The organism is Imhoffiella purpurea (assembly GCF_000585215.1).
In the GTDB taxonomy this organism is placed as follows: Bacteria; Pseudomonadota; Gammaproteobacteria; order Chromatiales; family Chromatiaceae; genus Imhoffiella; species Imhoffiella purpurea.
Genome location: NZ_AONC01000003.1, coordinates 50,737 through 65,785 on the forward strand (window position 1 = coordinate 50,737; position 15,049 = coordinate 65,785).

A 15,049-nucleotide genomic window follows, 5' to 3' on the forward strand; every position below is an offset into this window, starting at 1 on the left:
GGCGGCCGGAAACCGAGGTGGCGATGGATTCGAGGTCATGCGCCGCAACCGCTGGATCCGGGCTCAGCGACCGTAGACGGGGAAGCGCTTGCAGAGATCCAGCACCTTGGCCTTGACGTCTTCGATGACCGAGGTGTCTCCGCGACCGTCGATGACGTCGCACATCCAGCCGGCGAGCGCGGTCGCCTCGTCGGTGCCGAAGCCGCGGGTGGTGATGGCCGGGGTGCCGACCCGGATGCCGCTGGTCACGAAGGGCGACTGGGGGTCGTTGGGCACGGCGTTCTTGTTGACCGTGATGTTGGAGTCGCCCAGCCAGGCGTCCACGTCCTTGCCGGTCAGACCCTGCTCGATGAAGCTCACCAGGAAGAGATGATCGTCGGTGCCGCCGGAGACCACGTCATAGCCGCGGGCGATGAAGACCTCGGCCATGGCCTTGGCGTTGCGCACCACCTGCTCCTGGTAGGTCTTGAAGCCGGGCTCCAGCGCCTCCTTGAAGGCGACGGCCTTGGCCGCGATCACGTGCATCAGCGGACCGCCCTGGATGCCGGGGAAGACGACCGAGTTGAGCTTCTTCTCGATCTCGGGATTGGACTTGGCGAGGATGAGACCGCCGCGCGGACCGCGCAGGGTCTTGTGCGTGGTGGTGGTGGTGACGTCCGCGATCTGGACCGGGCTCGGATAGACGCCGGCCGCGACCAGGCCCGCGACATGAGCCATGTCGACCATCAGATAGGCACCGACGGCGTCCGCGATGTCGCGAAAGCGCTGCCAGTCGACCACGCGCGAATAGGCCGAGAATCCGGCGACGATCATGCGCGGCTTGTGCTCCTTGGCAAGACGCTCGACGGCGTCGTAGTCGATCTCGCCGGTCTCCGGGTTCAGGCCGTACTGGACCGCGTTGTAGATCTTGCCGGAGAAGTTCGGCTTGGCTCCGTGGGTCAGGTGCCCACCGTGGGCCAGGCTCATGCCGAGCACGGTATCGCCCGGCTGACAGAGGGCCATGTAGACGGCGGCGTTGGCCTGGGAGCCCGAGTGCGGCTGGACGTTGGCGTAATCGGCGCCGAAGAGCTCCTTGGCACGATCGATGGCGAGCTGCTCGGCGACATCGACGTACTCGCAGCCGCCGTAATAGCGCTTGCTCGGATAGCCTTCGGCATATTTGTTGGTCAGGACGCCGCCCTGGGCCTGCATGACGCGGGGGCTCGCATAGTTCTCGGAGGCGATGAGCTCGACGTGGTCTTCCTGACGGCGCTCCTCGTCCTGGATGGCGGCCCAGAGCTCCGGGTCGTAATCGCTGATCTGCATGGTCTTGTCAAACATCTGTCTTGCCCTCAGGCGCCGCAAAGCAGGGTATTGTAACGATTTTCAAACCCTGCGTCGCGGCTGGATACAAGGAAAATCGGATCAGCCGTCGCGCTCGCGACCGCCTCCCTCGCGAGAGACCTCGTAGGGGTAGCGCGAATGCCCGAAACGGATCACCAGAACGGCCCCGGCCAGGATCAGGATCGCGACCGAGGTGGCGATGACCTGCCATTCGGTGAATCCCTTCATGTCCAGGATCAGATGGCGGGCGAGCGCGACCATGGCGATGTAGAGCGGCATCCGCACCGGCAGCGCGCCCGATTCCAGATAGACCGCCACCATGCTCAGCACCTCCAGATAGATGAAGAGCAGCAGCAGGTCGGCCAGCGTAACCCTGCGCAGCTCGACCATCTCATAGAGCTCCTGGCCGCCGGCGATCACGGTCGCGATGGTAATGGCACCGAGCCCGACGAGCTCGACATAGGCCAGCGCACCCACCACCAGACGGGCGACGAGGGGATGACGCGGCTTATTGGTCATGGGCGTCCATTCCCAGATGGGCATCCGCGCCCTCAAGCGAAACAACGATCCGTTTCGACCCCGCAACAGGGTCCGATCTCAACACATTCATGGGTTCCACAATCTCGTTCTATCGACCACTTGATCCGGTTTGGGCATACAGAGAACGGGGGCGAGATGAAAACCCTTCGGGCTCGGAATCCGAAAACCCGATCCGAGTCTCAGCCGGCCGTTGTCCGCCGCACGAAAACCGCCCGATCCCAACGGGAAACGGGCGGCAGGCTACTCGGACCGGCGGTCGCTATTCGGGTTCCGTCGAGGGGTCGAACCGAAGAAGTCAGATCCGGCACGCCCAGCGCGCATCGGCGATGGAGCGCCAGGCATGGCCGTTCCATTCCAGCAGTCCCTCGGCCTGGTGCGGCCCGTCGCTGCCCGCGACATAGGTCGGCATGGGCTCTTGATCCTGCTCGGCCCAGGCGGTCGCAATGGGGGTCATGATGCGCCACTGGGCCTCGACCCCGTCGCCGCGGGTGAACTGGGTCGAGTCGCCGCGCAGCGCGTCCAGCAGCAGCACCGCATAGGCCGAGAGCGGATCCTCGAAGTTGCCCTGATAGCAGAAATCCATGCTCACCGGCACGGCCCGGCGCGAGGTACCCGGCTGCTTGGCGCCGAAGGTGAGACTGATGCCCTCGTCCGGCTGGATGCGCAGGATGATGACGTTGGACTGGAAACAGTCCTGACAGGGGAAGAAGCTGAGCGGCGGCTTGTGGAAGTGGACCGCGATCTCGGTGACCTGCTGCGCCAGACGCTTGCCGGTGCGCAGATAGAAGGGCACCCCGGCCCAGCGCCAGTTGTCGATGCGCAGATCGAGCGCGACATAGGTCTCGGTGCGGGACGAGGCCGGCACATCCGGCTCCTCCAGCCAGCCCGGCACCTGCTCCCCGCCGACCGTGCCGGCGACATACTGGGCGCGCACGGTCCGGCTGGCGACCTGCTCCGGGGTCATGGGGCGAATGCTGCGCCAGACCTCGGACTTCTTGTCGTGCACCGAATCGGCCTCCAGCGACACGGGGGCATCCATGGCCGTCAGGGCCAGCAGCTGCATCAAATGATTGGCCACCATGTCGCGCAGCGCGCCCGACTCGTCGTAATAGCCGGCCCGGTGACCCACGCCGAGCGACTCGGCGGCCGTGATCTCGACGTACTCGATGTGATTGCGATTCCAGACCGACTCGAAGAGCGCATTGCCGAAGCGGAAGAAAAGGACGTTCTGGACCGTTTCCTTGCCCAGATAATGATCGATGCGGTAGACCTGCGACTCGTCGAAATCCTCGGCGATCAGCCGATTCAGCTCCTGGGCCGATGCCAGGTCGTGACCGAAGGGCTTTTCGAGGACGATGCGCGAGAAACCCCGCTCCTCGCGATTGAGCCCGACCTCGGCGAGCCGCCGGACGATCTCGGGCGCGGCGCTGGGGGCGGTCGCGAGATAGAAGAGGCGGTTGGCGCCGGGGAAGTCCTTCATGCGCTCGGCCAGGCGCCGGTGCGTCTCGGGATCGAAAAAATCACCGGAGAGATAGGAAATGGATGCCGCGAAGGCGTTCCAGGCATCCTCGGTGAAGGCGCCGGCCTCCGCCGTCCCCTTGTCGCTCCCGCTCGCCGTGAGGCGTCCGCGCAGATCGTCCCGGAACGCATCGTCGCTCATCTCGCGGCGCCCGATCCCCAGTATCCGGAAGTCTTCGGCCAGACAATCCTTGCGAGCCAGACTGAAGAGGGATGGAATCAGCTTGCGCCAGGTCAGATCCCCGGTCGCGCCGAAGATCACCAGAACGCAGGGCTCGGCCTTGGGCAGCTGGGTCTCGGGAAGATCGATACGGGTCGTGAGGTCGATGCTGGGTGGCATGTCCGACTCCTATTCGGCGGATGACTCGGGGGGCGGAACGGGCCGAGCATTGATACAGGTGAAGACGTCGACCCCTTCGATCGCACCGATCCGGCTCGCGGGCAAGTCGACCCCGGCGCACCAGCGCGAGACCGCATCCCGTTTGTCCGCCCCGGCGACGAGAAAGAGACAGCGGCGGGCATAGCTCAAGCGCGCAGGGCTCAGCGAGACACGCGACTCTGGCGGCTTGGGGGCGCCGTGCACCGCGATGGCGTCCGGCCAGCGCGTCGAGCGCTCCCAGTCGCCGCCCGGAAAGAGACTGGCCGTATGCCCGTCTTCGCCGAGCCCCAAAAGGACGAGATCGAAGGCATCGACATCGGCGAGCTCGCGGCTATAGGCGGCGGCCGCCTGCTCGGGCCCGAGCTCGGCGGGGATGGCATGGATCCGCCCCGGTGGAATGGGCACCGCATCGAGCAGGGCCTCTGCGGCCATGCGGCTGTTGCGCTCGGCATCGTCCGGGGGCAGGCAGCGCTCGTCGCCGTAATAGATCGACCAGGCCGACCAGCGCGTATCGGCGGACCGCAGGGCCTGGTAGATGGACCGCGGCGTCCGTCCTCCGGCCAGAACCAGGCTAAACCTTCCGTTCGACGCGATCGATTGGGCGGCGACGCCCAGGATGACATTCACCGCCGCCTGTTCCAGCGCCTCCAGCGTCGGGAAGGCACGCAAACGACTGTGCTGACGATGGGGCACGATCAGTCCCCCGTGGGCTCTCGATGCCCGCCGAAGCCATGGCGCATGGCCGAGAGCACCTTCTCGGCAAAGGTATGCTCCTGGCGCGAGCGGAAGCGGGCGAAGAGCGCCGCCGTCAGCACCTCGGCCGGAACGGCCTCGTCGATCGCCGCCTGAACCGTCCAGCGGCCCTCGCCCGAATCCTGGACGAAACCGCTGTAATTCGAGAGATCCGGATTCTCCGCCAGGGCCGAGGCCGAGAGGTCGAGCAACCAGGAGGTCACCACGCTGCCGCGCCGCCACAGCTCGGCGATATCGGCCAGATCCAAATCGTAGCGCTCGTCGGGGGGGAGCGACTCGGAATTCGCGTTGCGCAGGATGTCGAAGCCCTCGGCGTAGGCCTGCATGAGCCCGTATTCGATACCGTTGTGGACCATCTTGACGAAGTGCCCCGCCCCCGCCGGACCGCAGTGGAGATAGCCACGTTCGGCGCTGCCGCCACCGGTTCGACCGGGTGAAGGAGGGATCCCCGAATCCCCGGGGGCCAGGGTCGCGAACACGGGCTCCAGCCGGGTCACCGCCTCGGCCGGTCCGCCGACCATCAGGCAGTAGCCCCGCTCGAGCCCCCAGACGCCGCCACTGGTCCCCGCATCGATATAATGGATGCCCTGCTCGACGAGGGTCTTGGCGCGCCGGACGTCGTCCTTGTAATGGCTGTTGCCGCCATCGACGATGACGTCTCCAGGGCTGAAATAACCCGCCAGCTCGGACACGACCCGATCGGTGACGGATCCGGCCGGCAGCATCACCCAGGCCGCGCGCGGAGGAGCCAGATGTCCGGCCAGATCGGCCAGGTCGCCGACCCCGACCGCCCCATCCGCGACCAGCGCCTCCACGGCCGCCGGGTCGCGATCGTAGACCACGCACTCATGGCCATCGCGCATCAGGCGCCGGGCCATGTTTCCGCCCATGCGTCCCAAACCGACCATTGCGATCTGCATACCTTGCCTCCTGACTCGTTCGATGGAAAAGGGCGTCGGCAGCCCGTCCAAGTACCCACATGGGTTTACCGACCGGACGGCTCACGAAGGGTTCAATGCAGCCGCACCAGAAGGATACAACCACAGAGGCGATCGGGTGGTGTGGACACCGAGCTCTCGCGGTCCACCCCGAACGCAAACCGAACGGGCTCCGTGGTACTAGATTGGGTATCGCATCGCACCTACACACCCCCGGCGGGCTTGAGACCGACATTAACATTCGGTCATCGACCGGGCATCGAGACGAACCGGATTTGAGATCAGGTCCTTAAACCCAATACACTTCCCGCCTGCTCAGTCGCGACGCGGACGACCGGGGTCCGCGACCCGCCGCTCGCGCGGCGGACAGCGCGCCCGAGAACGCGAAACGGAATCACGATGAAGCATCCGGGCCCGAACGACCAGAATGCGACACCGGAGGACATGCAGTTGCCACGAACGGAATCCGACAGCGGAGACCAGACCGCGCCGCAAACGATGCCGACCGAGATCCGCTTCGGCGCCTTCGTCCGTGAGATCACGGTCCAGCAGAACCGCATCTCCTACAACAGCCTCACACCCAAGGTCTGGCGCGACGCGGAAGGGAGAGAGATCCCCTATCAGGCGTCCAGGATCCGGCTCAGGCCCATCGATGCCTACCGTCTGATCCGCCCCTACGTCAGCGTCCGCTTCATGGAGCAGATTCGCGCCGTGCTGCCGCTGGCGCTCTACCTGGTCCTGTTCCAGCTCTTCGTCCTGCACCAGAACATCCTCGACGCCTGGATCATCGCCGGCGGACTGGTCGCCGTCATCCTCGGCCTCATGTGCTTCATGGAGGGACTCAAGGTCGGGCTCATGCCCTTCGGCGAGACCCTGGGCAGCACGCTGCCGGCCAAGGCCCATCTGCACCTGGTGCTGCTCATCGCCTTCCTCTTGGGCATCGGCGTCACCTTCGCCGAACCGGCGATCGGCGCGCTCAAGGCGGCTGGACAGATCGTGCGGGTCGAATCCGCCCCCTATCTCTATACCCTGCTCAACGACTGGTCCGAGATCCTCGTCCTCGGGGTCGGGCTGGGCGTCGGCATCGCCGCCGTGCTCGGCACCCTGCGCTTCCTCTACGGCTGGAGCCTCAAGCCGCTCATCTATCTGACCCTGCTCCCCACGCTCGGATTGACGCTCTACATCCTGCAGGATCCCGAGCTGGCCAAGACGCTGGGGCTGGCCTGGGACTGCGGGGCCGTCACTACCGGACCGGTCACCGTCCCGCTGGTGCTGTCCCTGGGAATCGGCATCGCGGCGGCCGCCGGCAAGGGCCAGACATCGCTCTCGGGCTTCGGCATCGTCACCCTCGCCTCGCTCTTTCCGATCCTGGGCGTGGAACTGCTGGCGCTCTACGTCGCCCAGGTCTCGAGCCCGGAGGAGATCATCGCCGCCGCGGCCGAGGCCAGCGCGCTCGCCACCGAGCCCGACTGGTACGCCCGAACGCCCTGGCTCGAGATCCTCGGCGGACTGCGCGCCATCCTGCCGCTGGTACTCTTCCTCTTCCTGGTGCTGCGCCTGGTGCTGAGAGAACGCATCCAGCATCCGGGCAACATCACCTACGGCATCACACTCGCCGTCATCGGCATGATCATCTTCAACCTCGGTCTCACCTACGGACTCACCAAGCTGGGCAGTCAGTCCGGCGGACTGGTGCCGGCCTCCTTCACCGAGATCGCCGCGGTCGAGGGCGATCCGCTCTACAGCTTCGAGCTCGGCCTCACCATCGCCTTCGTCTTCGCCTGGCTGCTCGGCTTCGGCGCCACACTGGCCGAACCGGCGCTCAACGCACTGGGGCTGACGGTCGAGAACCTGACCAACGGCGCCTTCCGCAAGCAGCTGCTCATGAACGCGGTCTCGATCGGGGTCGGCTTCGGACTCATGCTCGGCGTGGCCAAGATCGTCTTCGCCTTCTCCATCGCCTGGCTCCTGGTCCCGGGCTATCTGCTGGCGGTTTTCCTGACCTTCTTCTCGACCGAGGAATTCGTCAACATCGCCTGGGACAGCGCCGGCGTCACCACGGGTCCGGTCACCGTTCCGCTGGTGCTGGCGATGGGGCTCGGCTTCGGCGACGCCATGAACGCGATCGAGGGCTTCGGGATCCTCTCCATGGCCTCGATCTGTCCGATCCTCTCGGTGCTGATCACCGGGCTCTGGATCCAGTGGAAGGTGCGCCGCAAGCATCGTCGCTACGACGCATCCATGAATACGAGCGCTGCTCAGGAGGCATCCGCGTGAGCAAGCAGGAGATCGTCGTACTGACCGACGTCGCACTCATCACCGCCAGCGTGCAGCGCGGCATGGCCGATGAGATCGTCAAGGCCGCCCAGGAGGCGGGCGCCCAGGGCGCCAGCATCCACTATGCGCACGGACGCGGCGTGCGCGAGCGTCTGGGGATCTGGGGGCTGGCGGTCGAGGCCGAGAAGGAGGTGATCAACATCGTCGTCTCGGGCGACCAGGTCGACCGTGTCTTCGAGAAGATGTACATCGCCGGGCAGATGGATACACCAGGCATGGGCTTCATGTGGGTCACGCCGCTCGAGAAGGCCGCCACCTTCGTTCCGCCCGAGATCGTCGAACGACTCGCCAAGCCCAAATCCAGACGCCGGACCTGACGCGGAGGGATATCGGATGCTCAATACCGAACCACAGAAGATCATCACCTGCATCCTGCCCAAGGGCCGGGCCCAGCCCCTCGCCAAACACCTGACCAAGGAGCGCGGACTGACCACCGTCGACATCCATTACGCGCGCGGCGTCGGCCGCATCACCCCGCTCCGTCACCGGGGCATCGGCGAGACCTCGGAGCGCGAGATCCTCACCGTCGCCGTCCCCGCCGAGGAGGCGGATGCCCATTTCGAGCACATCTACGCCTTCGCCGAGATCAACCGTCCGCACGGCGGACTCATGTTCATGCACGGCACGCGCTCATCGACCCATTTCAGGCTGCCGGAACTGCCGGAGGAGGACTAGGGGGAGCGGCCGCAGCGGACGTATCGAGGCGGGTCAGATCTTGACCGGGCGGTAGAAGAGGTGCTGGCCGATACGGGTGGTGCGCTTGTAGGCACTCGACCAGGAAGGCTTGCAGTAGCTGGCGTGGTAGTAGAGGGCGCCATGGGTGGGATCGGAAACCACATCGTCCATCACGCGCCGGGCGATCTCCATGGCCTTGCGCCAGGCCTTCTGGTTCGTCGGCCGATCCGAGCGGCCATCGCACCACCAGGAGAACTGGCAGCGGTTGCGCTCGATTCCGCCCTGCTTCACCACGGCGCAGACCGACCCGGGAAAGGACTTGGAGGCGACGCGGTTCATGGTGACGCGAGCCACCGCGACCTGCCCTGCCTCGGATTCCGAGCGGGCCTCATGATAGATGTTGAGCGCGAGACAGCGCAGATCCTGCTCCGCCATCGAATTGGTGACGGGCCGATCGACGGCAACCTCTGCCGCCGGGGTCTCGATCCTTGTGGCTACCTCGAGAGACTCGAGATGGGACGAGGTGAGGATCGATGGAAAAAAGATGATTGCGGACAAGGCCGTTAGAGAGAGAACACGCATGGTCGAATATCGTTGAAGTCATATCGAGTATCTCTTCTATGGTAGAGCATCGACGAAGATTAGGGAAATCCCTAATTGACCGATTGTGATCGCCATCACCCGAAGCGGACTCGGGCGATGGCGAAATCCAGCTTCAAAACAAAGCCCTGGCGACAGTCATCCTGAATCGACAGACGACCTGGCGCAGATTCTCTGCCGAGACGTGAAAGATGCATTATGTCGCGCTCTATTCCGCCATCTGGATCTGTTTTCATTTCGGATCCGGGTACCTGGCCTACCTGTTGCCGAACGCCGCCATCGGAAGACTCCCATTGGTGAACGCGAGCTACAGCTGGGAAAACGACGGAAAATTCTACGAAGGACTCGGAATCCGGACGTGGAAGGATCGACTCCCGGAGGCCGGGGCCTTCTTCCCCGGGGGATTCTCGAAACGCAGGCTGCTGAGACAGGACGCAAGCTATCTGGGGAAATTCGTCCTGGAGACGTCCCGCGCCGAGTGCTCGCATTGGCTGACCTGGGGCTTGTCCCTCACCTTCTTCGCCTGGAATCCCTGGGAGATCGGGGTGGTGATGCTGGTTTACGGCGCGTTGTCCAACATTCCCTTCATCCTAGTGCAGCGCTACAACCGCGCGCGCCTCAGGCGCACCTTGCGAATCATCGAGCGCCAGACGCGCGGAGCCCGCCCTGTCCGAAGAGGAATGGATACTTGAGCGGCCGCCGGGCCGGCCAGACACCGCGGGCGCCCTCATCATGCCCGGGGCCGGGCAAGCGCCGAACGAACAGGGAATGGGATTCGCAAACCGCCACTCACCGGACTCGATAACCTCATGATTCAGTTCAAACGTCTCGCCCTGCCCCTCCTCATCTGCTGCTCGACCCCGGCCGTGGCCGAAGACACCGTCGGACAGCGACTCGCTTCGCAAGGCGATACGGCCCGCGGCATCCCGGCGTGCGCCAGCTGTCACGAGCCGGACGGCGGCGGCAGCGAGCCGATCGGATCGGCACGGCTCGCCGGACAGAATTCCGTTTATCTGCAACGTCAGATCGAGCACTTTCGCAGCGGCCGCCGAGACAATCCGATCATGACCCCCTGGGCGAATCAGCTGACCGCCAGCGAGATCGTCGCGGTCAGCGACTATTACGCGGGACTTAGGCCAGCGACACATGCCTCGGTCCCCAAGGGAGTGGATCCGCGTACAGGTGCCGAACTGGCGCTGTTCGGCGACTGGCAGGATCGCGGGCTACCCGGCTGCGTCCAGTGTCACGGCCCGAATGGATCCGGGGTCGGAGAGGGCTTTCCGGCGCTGGCGGGCCAACCCTATGCCTATCTGCGCAACCAGTTGACGGCCTGGATGCAGGACCGACGCTCCGGAGATCCGCTCGGCCTGATGAAAGGCGTCGCCTCGCGTCTGACCAAGGACGAGGCATCGCTGGTCGCCGCCTATTTCGCCGCCATGCCGATCACGTCGGGCGGCCTTGAGAAGTCAGGGACACCAAGCGATTCGGCCAAGCATCTGCCGGCGGCCAGCCCGACCTCGGCCGGTCTGCACTCGGAGACGATTCCCGAACTGGCCGACATCCCGGCAGGCCGAGCCCCGACCAGCCAGGGGTATTTCAGGCCGCCGGCGCGCAGCGAACGCCCGGACGGCCCCTTCGGAGAGATGGTCGCGCTCGGCGAGGCCATCTTCCGCCAGACCGACACGCACCCAGACTCCGCGCCGCACGTCGGCAACGGTCAAACCTGCCGGAACTGCCATCTGGACGCGGGCCGCCTGGCCAACGTCTCGCCCATGTGGGCGGCCTGGGTCTCCTACCCGGCATACCGCGGCAAGAGCCATCGCGTGGACACGCTCACCAGCCGCATCCAGGGCTGCTTCACCTATTCGATGAACGCCCAGGATTCAGCCACCGGGGAACCGCCCGACGCCGACTCCAGGACCATCGTCGCACTGCTCAGCTACAGCTACTGGCTCGCGACCGGCGCGCCGACCGGCGACCGCGGCATTCCGGGACGGGGCTATCCGGATATCGAGGAGCCTGCCGGCGGATACGACGCCAGGCGCGGCGAAGACGTCTATCAGGCCAACTGCGCCATCTGTCACGGAGAGGACGGAGCCGGCGCGCGGAAGGACGGCATCTCCGTCTTCCCCCCGCTCTGGGGACCCAACTCCTACAACTGGGGCGCCGGGATGCACGTCATCGACACGGCGGCCGCCTTCATCCGGCACATGATGCCATTGGGCGGAAGCATCGCACTGAGCGATCAGGATGCCTGGGACGTCTCGGCCTTCATCAACAGCCACGAGCGCCCCCAGGACCCGCGCTTCACCGGGGATCTCGATGAAACGGCAGAGCGTTTCCACGGCGGACGCTACGATCTATACGGCACACCGAGCGCGCTCGACGGCCATCGGCTCGGCGCAGGCACGCCTGCCGCGACAGCGAAAGCCGAGGGCAATTGAAGAGGAAGATGGCGGATACCCGGAGATCCGCCAGCGCCATCAACCGCTGCGGCCGAAGAGCCAGAGCCGCAGACGCAGTCCCCATGAACTGCTCAGTCCCACGGTGGCATCGGCGATCCGGCCATCGGCATCGACGATGAAGGACGCGGGCACGCCGACCACGCCCCAGCGGGCACCGATATCGCCCTCTGGATCCGTGATCGTCGGGAAGGCGATCTCGGCCTTGCGCATGTACTGCTGGACCTCCATCCAGCCGCCCGACTGCAGGGCCACGCTGATGACGCGGTGATCCTTGGCCACCGAGTCGATCGCCCCGTCCATCGCCCGGCACACCGGACACCAGGTGCCCCAGAAATGGACCAGAACCGGCTCGCCGCGCAGGTCGCGCAGATCGAACCGGCTGCCGTCGAGCTCGAGCCCAGCGAGCTCGGGCGCCTCGCCGGCGGCCAGCGGCCTGGACTTCCACCATTGGACGGCGGAGAAGACCAGCACCAGAATGAGCAGATTGACGCCCAGGCCCCGCAATCGCCGCCCCCAGGGGGAAGCCGGTTTGGTTGGCTTTGGATCCTCACTCATCGAAAACACCCTCATCGGTTACCACTTCTCAATCGATCCACAGCGACTCGGACCACAGCATGCATCCGCAAAAAAAGCCCTACGCCCCCTCATGCGACGAGAACAAAGCGCCCATTCTGGCCGTCATCCGCCCCTTGTTCGAAACGGCTCGCAGCCTGCTCGAAATCGGCAGCGGCACCGGCCAGCATGCCGTCTGCTTCGCCGCCGCCATGCCGCATCTGATCTGGCAGACCAGCGACATGGCCGAGAACCTGCCCGGCATCCACGCCTGGCTCGATGAGGCGGACCTGCCCAATCTGGCACCGCCCATCGTGCTCGACACCACCCGCGACTGGCCCGAGGGCCCTTTCGACGCCGTCTTCAGCGCCAACACCGCGCACATCATGCCCTTCGAGGCGGTCGAGGCCATGTTCGCGGGCGTGGGGCGCGTCCTCGCACCCGGCGGCTACTTCGCGCTCTACGGCCCCTTCAACCGGGACGGCGCCTTCACCAGCGACAGCAACCGGCGCTTCGACGCCTGGCTGAAATCGCAGGACACGCGGATGGGGGTACGGGATCTGGCGGACCTCCATGCCCTGGCCAGTCAGGCCGGTCTGAGACCGGTCGCAGAGCACCCCATGCCGGCCAACAATCTCACGCTGGTCTGGCAGCGCGACGCCACCTAAACGCGGATTCATGCGTACCCTCGACCGAGACGGAAGCGGTCCGTCCCGACGGACCTTCATTCCGAGGGGGCGACCGGCTCCTCGCCTCCCTCCGGATGCAGATGCACCGCCAGCCATAGACAGTGCGGCTCGCGCGAGGTTTCGAGCACCCGATGCGGCGTATGGGCCGGGATGAAGCGATAGTCTCCCGCCTCGAGCCTCACCGTCTCGCCATCGATCCAGAGCCGCGCCGTCCCCTGCAGCAGACAGACCCACTCATCCTGCGACTGGTCGTAGAGCTCGCCGTCCCTGTACTCGCTGCTGAGGATACGCTCGATCCGCAGCCGGCCGAGGCGCAGCAGATCCTCGAAGACCTCGCCCTCGACGGGACAACCCAGACCGGCGAATAGATTGCCAAACGAAGGTGGCATGCGAACTAATCTCATCTTGCAATCACGCCAAAGATTCACTACTATTTTAGTCAGGTTTTCACGAACGCTTCATTGTAAGGATCGAGCCATGTACAAAGACCCCAACGACTGGCCGGCCTTGGTCGGCCCACAGACGACCTACCGAGCATCGAACCCGGACACCCTGCGCGTCGAGATCCCGGTCGATCTGGTCCAACGACTGATAGAAGAAGGCCACATCGGCGCGGCCGACCTGCATTGCCTGGACGCCGGCAGCAAGCAGAAATTGCAGCGCGCCTGCCTCGACAACTGCGCCCGCGACCTGAGCTACCGCGCCCAGTTCGAGCATGCACTTGTCTAGGCGCAACTTCAGCCGCATCGACCGTGGTCGAACCCCGGCATGCGGCTGAAGTCCCATTGAAACCAAGCCTCCAGTCCTGAACCCGGCATCAGGGCGCTGACGCTCTCCCATCTCCAACCTCGCCGACTTCGCCCTTCTCCGCCCCGACCGTCACGACCGCTCGAACTTGGACACTGAAATATGGTCAGCTTGATTCGTCGAGCTTACTGGATTTCACTCTCGGCGTCGGCGATGCGGAGTCCAGCCTTTCATCCTCTCCGGAGGCATCGTAAGGCTACAGCGCTCCTCGTTCCTGACCTCCGGCCAGCCATGTCTTCGGTCGTCGAGCGGCAGACAGACGATTCCACCCATCGCCCCGTCTTCCAACCACCACAAGCGGAGATTTCACATGAGACTCCTACACACCATGCTGCGCACCGGCAATCTGCAGCGTTCGATCGATTTCTACACCCAGGTGCTCGGGATGAAGCTCCTGCGCCAGAAGGACTATCCGGACGGCGAATTCACCCTCGCCTTTCTCGGCTACGGCGAGGAGTCGGACAACACCGTCATCGAGCTGACCTACAACTGGGGCGTGGACTCCTACGATCTCGGCAACGGCTACGGCCACATCGCCATCGAGGTCGAGGATATCTATGGCGCCACGGACCGGATCCGCGACATGGGCGGCAAGATCCTGCGCGAGGCCGGCCCCATGAATGCCGGAACCACCCTCATCGCCTTCGTCGAGGATCCGGACGGCTATCCGATCGAACTCATCGGCGCGGGACAGAGGGCGGGCTGATCCGCGACTGGGGAGGAATCAGCGTCCGTCTATCATCGCCACGGGAAAGGAGTGGGCGGACGCTTGTTCCGTCAGCGGCCGCTGCAAGCCGAATGTCTGGATGACGCGGAAAGGAGCCAGTCGAGCCGCAGGGATCCTTGACTGCTCAGACAGAGGGGAAAGCCGTCACTCGAGATCATAATCACGGCTATCGCTTTGCAGCGGATTTGTAGACTGCGCTCCGCTCGCGTTTTCCGACTGCAACAACCAAGACGAGCAACTGCGTGTCTCGTACTTCGTAAACGAGCCGATATCCGGCAGTCCTCAGTTTGATTTTGTAACGGCCTTGCCGTCCAGCGAGCCTCGAGGCTGGGACGTGGGGCTCCTCCAAGCGCTCCACGAGCTTCTTTTTGAACTGCTCTCTGACGGCCTTGTCCAGCCTTCCCCACTCGTCCCAGGCGTCAGGGTGAAACAGCAGCTCATAGCTCATCAAGCGAGACCTTGATCGGCGCCCTTCCGTCGCTGAGGCGCGCATCGGCGACGGCATTGAGTTCAAGGTCGTCCAGGCGCTCCATCAGCGCCTCGTAAGCTTCTGCCGGCACGCAATAGAAGGCCGGCTCGTTACGATTGAGGACCGCGACCGGGAGGCCCGCACCGGCAGCCACTGTACCCATCGGGTTGCGTTTCAGCTCCGAGATACTCGCAGTCGTCTCGGCTAGAATTCGATGCGTCATAGCAATTCAAAAGCACTTTTAAATGCACTAAAAATAGCGCTCTTAAAAGATCTC

At 64.8% G+C, this 15,049-nt stretch carries 18 protein-coding genes; 8 read left to right on the forward strand and 10 right to left on the reverse strand.

Annotation, left to right across the window (positions count from 1 at the left end):
* Positions 1-63: 63 nt before the first annotated feature.
* From glyA to gnd, 5 genes are all read right to left on the reverse strand, one after another.
* A complete protein-coding gene (glyA, locus tag D779_RS01290) occupies positions 64-1,320 on the reverse strand; it encodes a serine hydroxymethyltransferase (protein WP_043748275.1) in 1,257 nt (418 codons plus the stop codon).
* A gap of 84 nt (positions 1,321-1,404) precedes the next feature.
* Positions 1,405-1,842, reverse strand: coding sequence for a phosphate-starvation-inducible protein PsiE (locus D779_RS01295; RefSeq protein ID WP_043748442.1), 438 nt, complete (start codon positions 1,840-1,842; stop codon positions 1,405-1,407).
* Positions 1,843-2,158: 316 nt separating this feature from the next.
* Complete coding sequence (zwf, locus tag D779_RS01300; RefSeq protein ID WP_043748277.1) at positions 2,159-3,721, reverse strand: glucose-6-phosphate dehydrogenase; 1,563 nt, start codon at positions 3,719-3,721, stop codon at positions 2,159-2,161.
* A 9-nt stretch (positions 3,722-3,730) separates the two neighbouring features.
* The gene (gene pgl / locus D779_RS01305) at positions 3,731-4,453 is read right to left on the reverse strand and encodes a 6-phosphogluconolactonase (protein ID WP_232424034.1); all 723 of its coding nucleotides are present in this window, start codon (positions 4,451-4,453) and stop codon (positions 3,731-3,733) included.
* A 2-nt stretch (positions 4,454-4,455) separates the two neighbouring features.
* Positions 4,456-5,433 (reverse strand): phosphogluconate dehydrogenase (NAD(+)-dependent, decarboxylating), encoded by a 978-nt coding sequence (gnd, locus tag D779_RS01310; protein ID WP_043748280.1) that lies wholly within the window; start codon positions 5,431-5,433, stop codon positions 4,456-4,458.
* Positions 5,434-5,901: 468 nt separating this feature from the next.
* On the opposite strand from gnd, the gene D779_RS01315 reads away from it, so the two are divergent.
* The 3 genes from D779_RS01315 to D779_RS01325 are packed head-to-tail and all read left to right on the forward strand — an operon-like array spanning position 5,902 to position 8,463.
* Positions 5,902-7,728 (forward strand): DUF1538 domain-containing protein, encoded by a 1,827-nt coding sequence (locus D779_RS01315; protein ID WP_232424035.1) that lies wholly within the window; start codon positions 5,902-5,904, stop codon positions 7,726-7,728.
* Entirely contained in the window at positions 7,725-8,105 is a 381-nt protein-coding gene (locus D779_RS01320; protein WP_043748282.1) for a P-II family nitrogen regulator, read from the forward strand. The genes D779_RS01315 and D779_RS01320 overlap by 4 nt, the downstream gene beginning before the upstream one ends.
* Before the next feature lie 16 nt (positions 8,106-8,121).
* Complete coding sequence (locus D779_RS01325) at positions 8,122-8,463, forward strand: hypothetical protein (RefSeq protein WP_043748285.1); 342 nt, start codon at positions 8,122-8,124, stop codon at positions 8,461-8,463.
* Positions 8,464-8,496: 33 nt separating this feature from the next.
* Here the strand turns inward: D779_RS01325 and D779_RS01330 are convergent, their stop codons facing one another.
* Positions 8,497-9,045: a cell wall hydrolase gene (locus D779_RS01330; RefSeq protein WP_043748287.1), complete on the reverse strand. Its 549-nt coding sequence runs from the start codon at positions 9,043-9,045 to the stop codon at positions 8,497-8,499.
* 209 nt (positions 9,046-9,254) lie between these two features.
* On the opposite strand from D779_RS01330, the gene D779_RS01335 reads away from it, so the two are divergent.
* Together D779_RS01335 and D779_RS21450 are read left to right on the forward strand one after the other, a co-directional pair.
* The gene (locus tag D779_RS01335) at positions 9,255-9,755 is read left to right on the forward strand and encodes a glycosyl-4,4'-diaponeurosporenoate acyltransferase CrtO family protein (RefSeq protein ID WP_043748289.1); all 501 of its coding nucleotides are present in this window, start codon (positions 9,255-9,257) and stop codon (positions 9,753-9,755) included.
* 117 nt (positions 9,756-9,872) lie between these two features.
* Positions 9,873-11,507 (forward strand): c-type cytochrome, encoded by a 1,635-nt coding sequence (locus D779_RS21450; protein WP_043748291.1) that lies wholly within the window; start codon positions 9,873-9,875, stop codon positions 11,505-11,507.
* 39 nt (positions 11,508-11,546) lie between these two features.
* On the opposite strand, the gene D779_RS01345 is transcribed toward D779_RS21450, so the two are convergent.
* On the reverse strand, positions 11,547-12,083 hold the full coding sequence (locus D779_RS01345) for a protein disulfide oxidoreductase (protein ID WP_043748295.1): 537 nt from the start codon (positions 12,081-12,083) through the stop codon (positions 11,547-11,549).
* A gap of 59 nt (positions 12,084-12,142) precedes the next feature.
* On the opposite strand from D779_RS01345, the gene D779_RS01350 reads away from it, so the two are divergent.
* Positions 12,143-12,748 carry a DUF938 domain-containing protein gene (locus tag D779_RS01350; protein WP_043748302.1) on the forward strand — a complete coding sequence of 202 codons (606 nt, stop codon included), beginning with the start codon at positions 12,143-12,145 and terminating at the stop codon, positions 12,746-12,748.
* Between the two features lie 56 nt (positions 12,749-12,804).
* On the opposite strand, the gene D779_RS01355 is transcribed toward D779_RS01350, so the two are convergent.
* Positions 12,805-13,158, reverse strand: a complete 354-nt coding sequence (locus tag D779_RS01355) for a cupin domain-containing protein (RefSeq protein WP_052347658.1) — start codon at positions 13,156-13,158, stop codon at positions 12,805-12,807.
* Positions 13,159-13,246: 88 nt separating this feature from the next.
* On the opposite strand from D779_RS01355, the gene D779_RS01360 reads away from it, so the two are divergent.
* A complete protein-coding gene (locus tag D779_RS01360) occupies positions 13,247-13,498 on the forward strand; it encodes a hypothetical protein (RefSeq protein ID WP_043748304.1) in 252 nt (83 codons plus the stop codon).
* A 388-nt stretch (positions 13,499-13,886) separates the two neighbouring features.
* Positions 13,887-14,282 carry a lactoylglutathione lyase gene (gene gloA / locus D779_RS01365; protein WP_043748308.1) on the forward strand — a complete coding sequence of 132 codons (396 nt, stop codon included), beginning with the start codon at positions 13,887-13,889 and terminating at the stop codon, positions 14,280-14,282.
* 187 nt (positions 14,283-14,469) lie between these two features.
* Here gloA and D779_RS01370 read toward each other — a convergent pair whose 3' ends face one another.
* Both D779_RS01370 and D779_RS01375 read right to left on the reverse strand, forming a co-directional pair.
* A complete protein-coding gene (locus tag D779_RS01370; RefSeq protein WP_043748310.1) occupies positions 14,470-14,751 on the reverse strand; it encodes a type II toxin-antitoxin system RelE family toxin in 282 nt (93 codons plus the stop codon).
* Entirely contained in the window at positions 14,741-14,995 is a 255-nt protein-coding gene (locus D779_RS01375) for a type II toxin-antitoxin system Phd/YefM family antitoxin (protein WP_043748312.1), read from the reverse strand. Before D779_RS01375 ends, D779_RS01370 begins: the two co-directional genes overlap by 11 nt.
* Positions 14,996-15,049: the final 54 nt, after the last annotated feature.

Excerpts from the sequence above, each read along its gene's own strand:
- D779_RS01335 (WP_043748289.1), top strand. The coding sequence starts at position 9,255 with ATGCATTATGTCGCGCTCTATTCCGCCATCTGGATCTGTTTTCATTTC.
- D779_RS01370 (WP_043748310.1), bottom strand. The coding sequence starts at position 14,751 with ATGAGCTATGAGCTGCTGTTTCACCCTGACGCCTGGGACGAGTGGGGA.
- D779_RS01295 (WP_043748442.1), bottom strand. The coding sequence starts at position 1,842 with ATGACCAATAAGCCGCGTCATCCCCTCGTCGCCCGTCTGGTGGTGGGT.
- D779_RS01345 (WP_043748295.1), bottom strand. The coding sequence starts at position 12,083 with ATGAGTGAGGATCCAAAGCCAACCAAACCGGCTTCCCCCTGGGGGCGG.
- D779_RS01325 (WP_043748285.1), top strand. The coding sequence starts at position 8,122 with ATGCTCAATACCGAACCACAGAAGATCATCACCTGCATCCTGCCCAAG.
- D779_RS01350 (WP_043748302.1), top strand. The coding sequence starts at position 12,143 with ATGCATCCGCAAAAAAAGCCCTACGCCCCCTCATGCGACGAGAACAAA.
- D779_RS01330 (WP_043748287.1), bottom strand. The coding sequence starts at position 9,045 with ATGCGTGTTCTCTCTCTAACGGCCTTGTCCGCAATCATCTTTTTTCCA.
- gnd (WP_043748280.1), bottom strand. The coding sequence starts at position 5,433 with ATGCAGATCGCAATGGTCGGTTTGGGACGCATGGGCGGAAACATGGCC.
- D779_RS21450 (WP_043748291.1), top strand. The coding sequence starts at position 9,873 with ATGATTCAGTTCAAACGTCTCGCCCTGCCCCTCCTCATCTGCTGCTCG.
- D779_RS01375 (WP_043748312.1), bottom strand. The coding sequence starts at position 14,995 with ATGACGCATCGAATTCTAGCCGAGACGACTGCGAGTATCTCGGAGCTG.
- D779_RS01360 (WP_043748304.1), top strand. The coding sequence starts at position 13,247 with ATGTACAAAGACCCCAACGACTGGCCGGCCTTGGTCGGCCCACAGACG.
- D779_RS01355 (WP_052347658.1), bottom strand. The coding sequence starts at position 13,158 with ATGCCACCTTCGTTTGGCAATCTATTCGCCGGTCTGGGTTGTCCCGTC.
- glyA (WP_043748275.1), bottom strand. The coding sequence starts at position 1,320 with ATGTTTGACAAGACCATGCAGATCAGCGATTACGACCCGGAGCTCTGG.
- gloA (WP_043748308.1), top strand. The coding sequence starts at position 13,887 with ATGAGACTCCTACACACCATGCTGCGCACCGGCAATCTGCAGCGTTCG.
- zwf (WP_043748277.1), bottom strand. The coding sequence starts at position 3,721 with ATGCCACCCAGCATCGACCTCACGACCCGTATCGATCTTCCCGAGACC.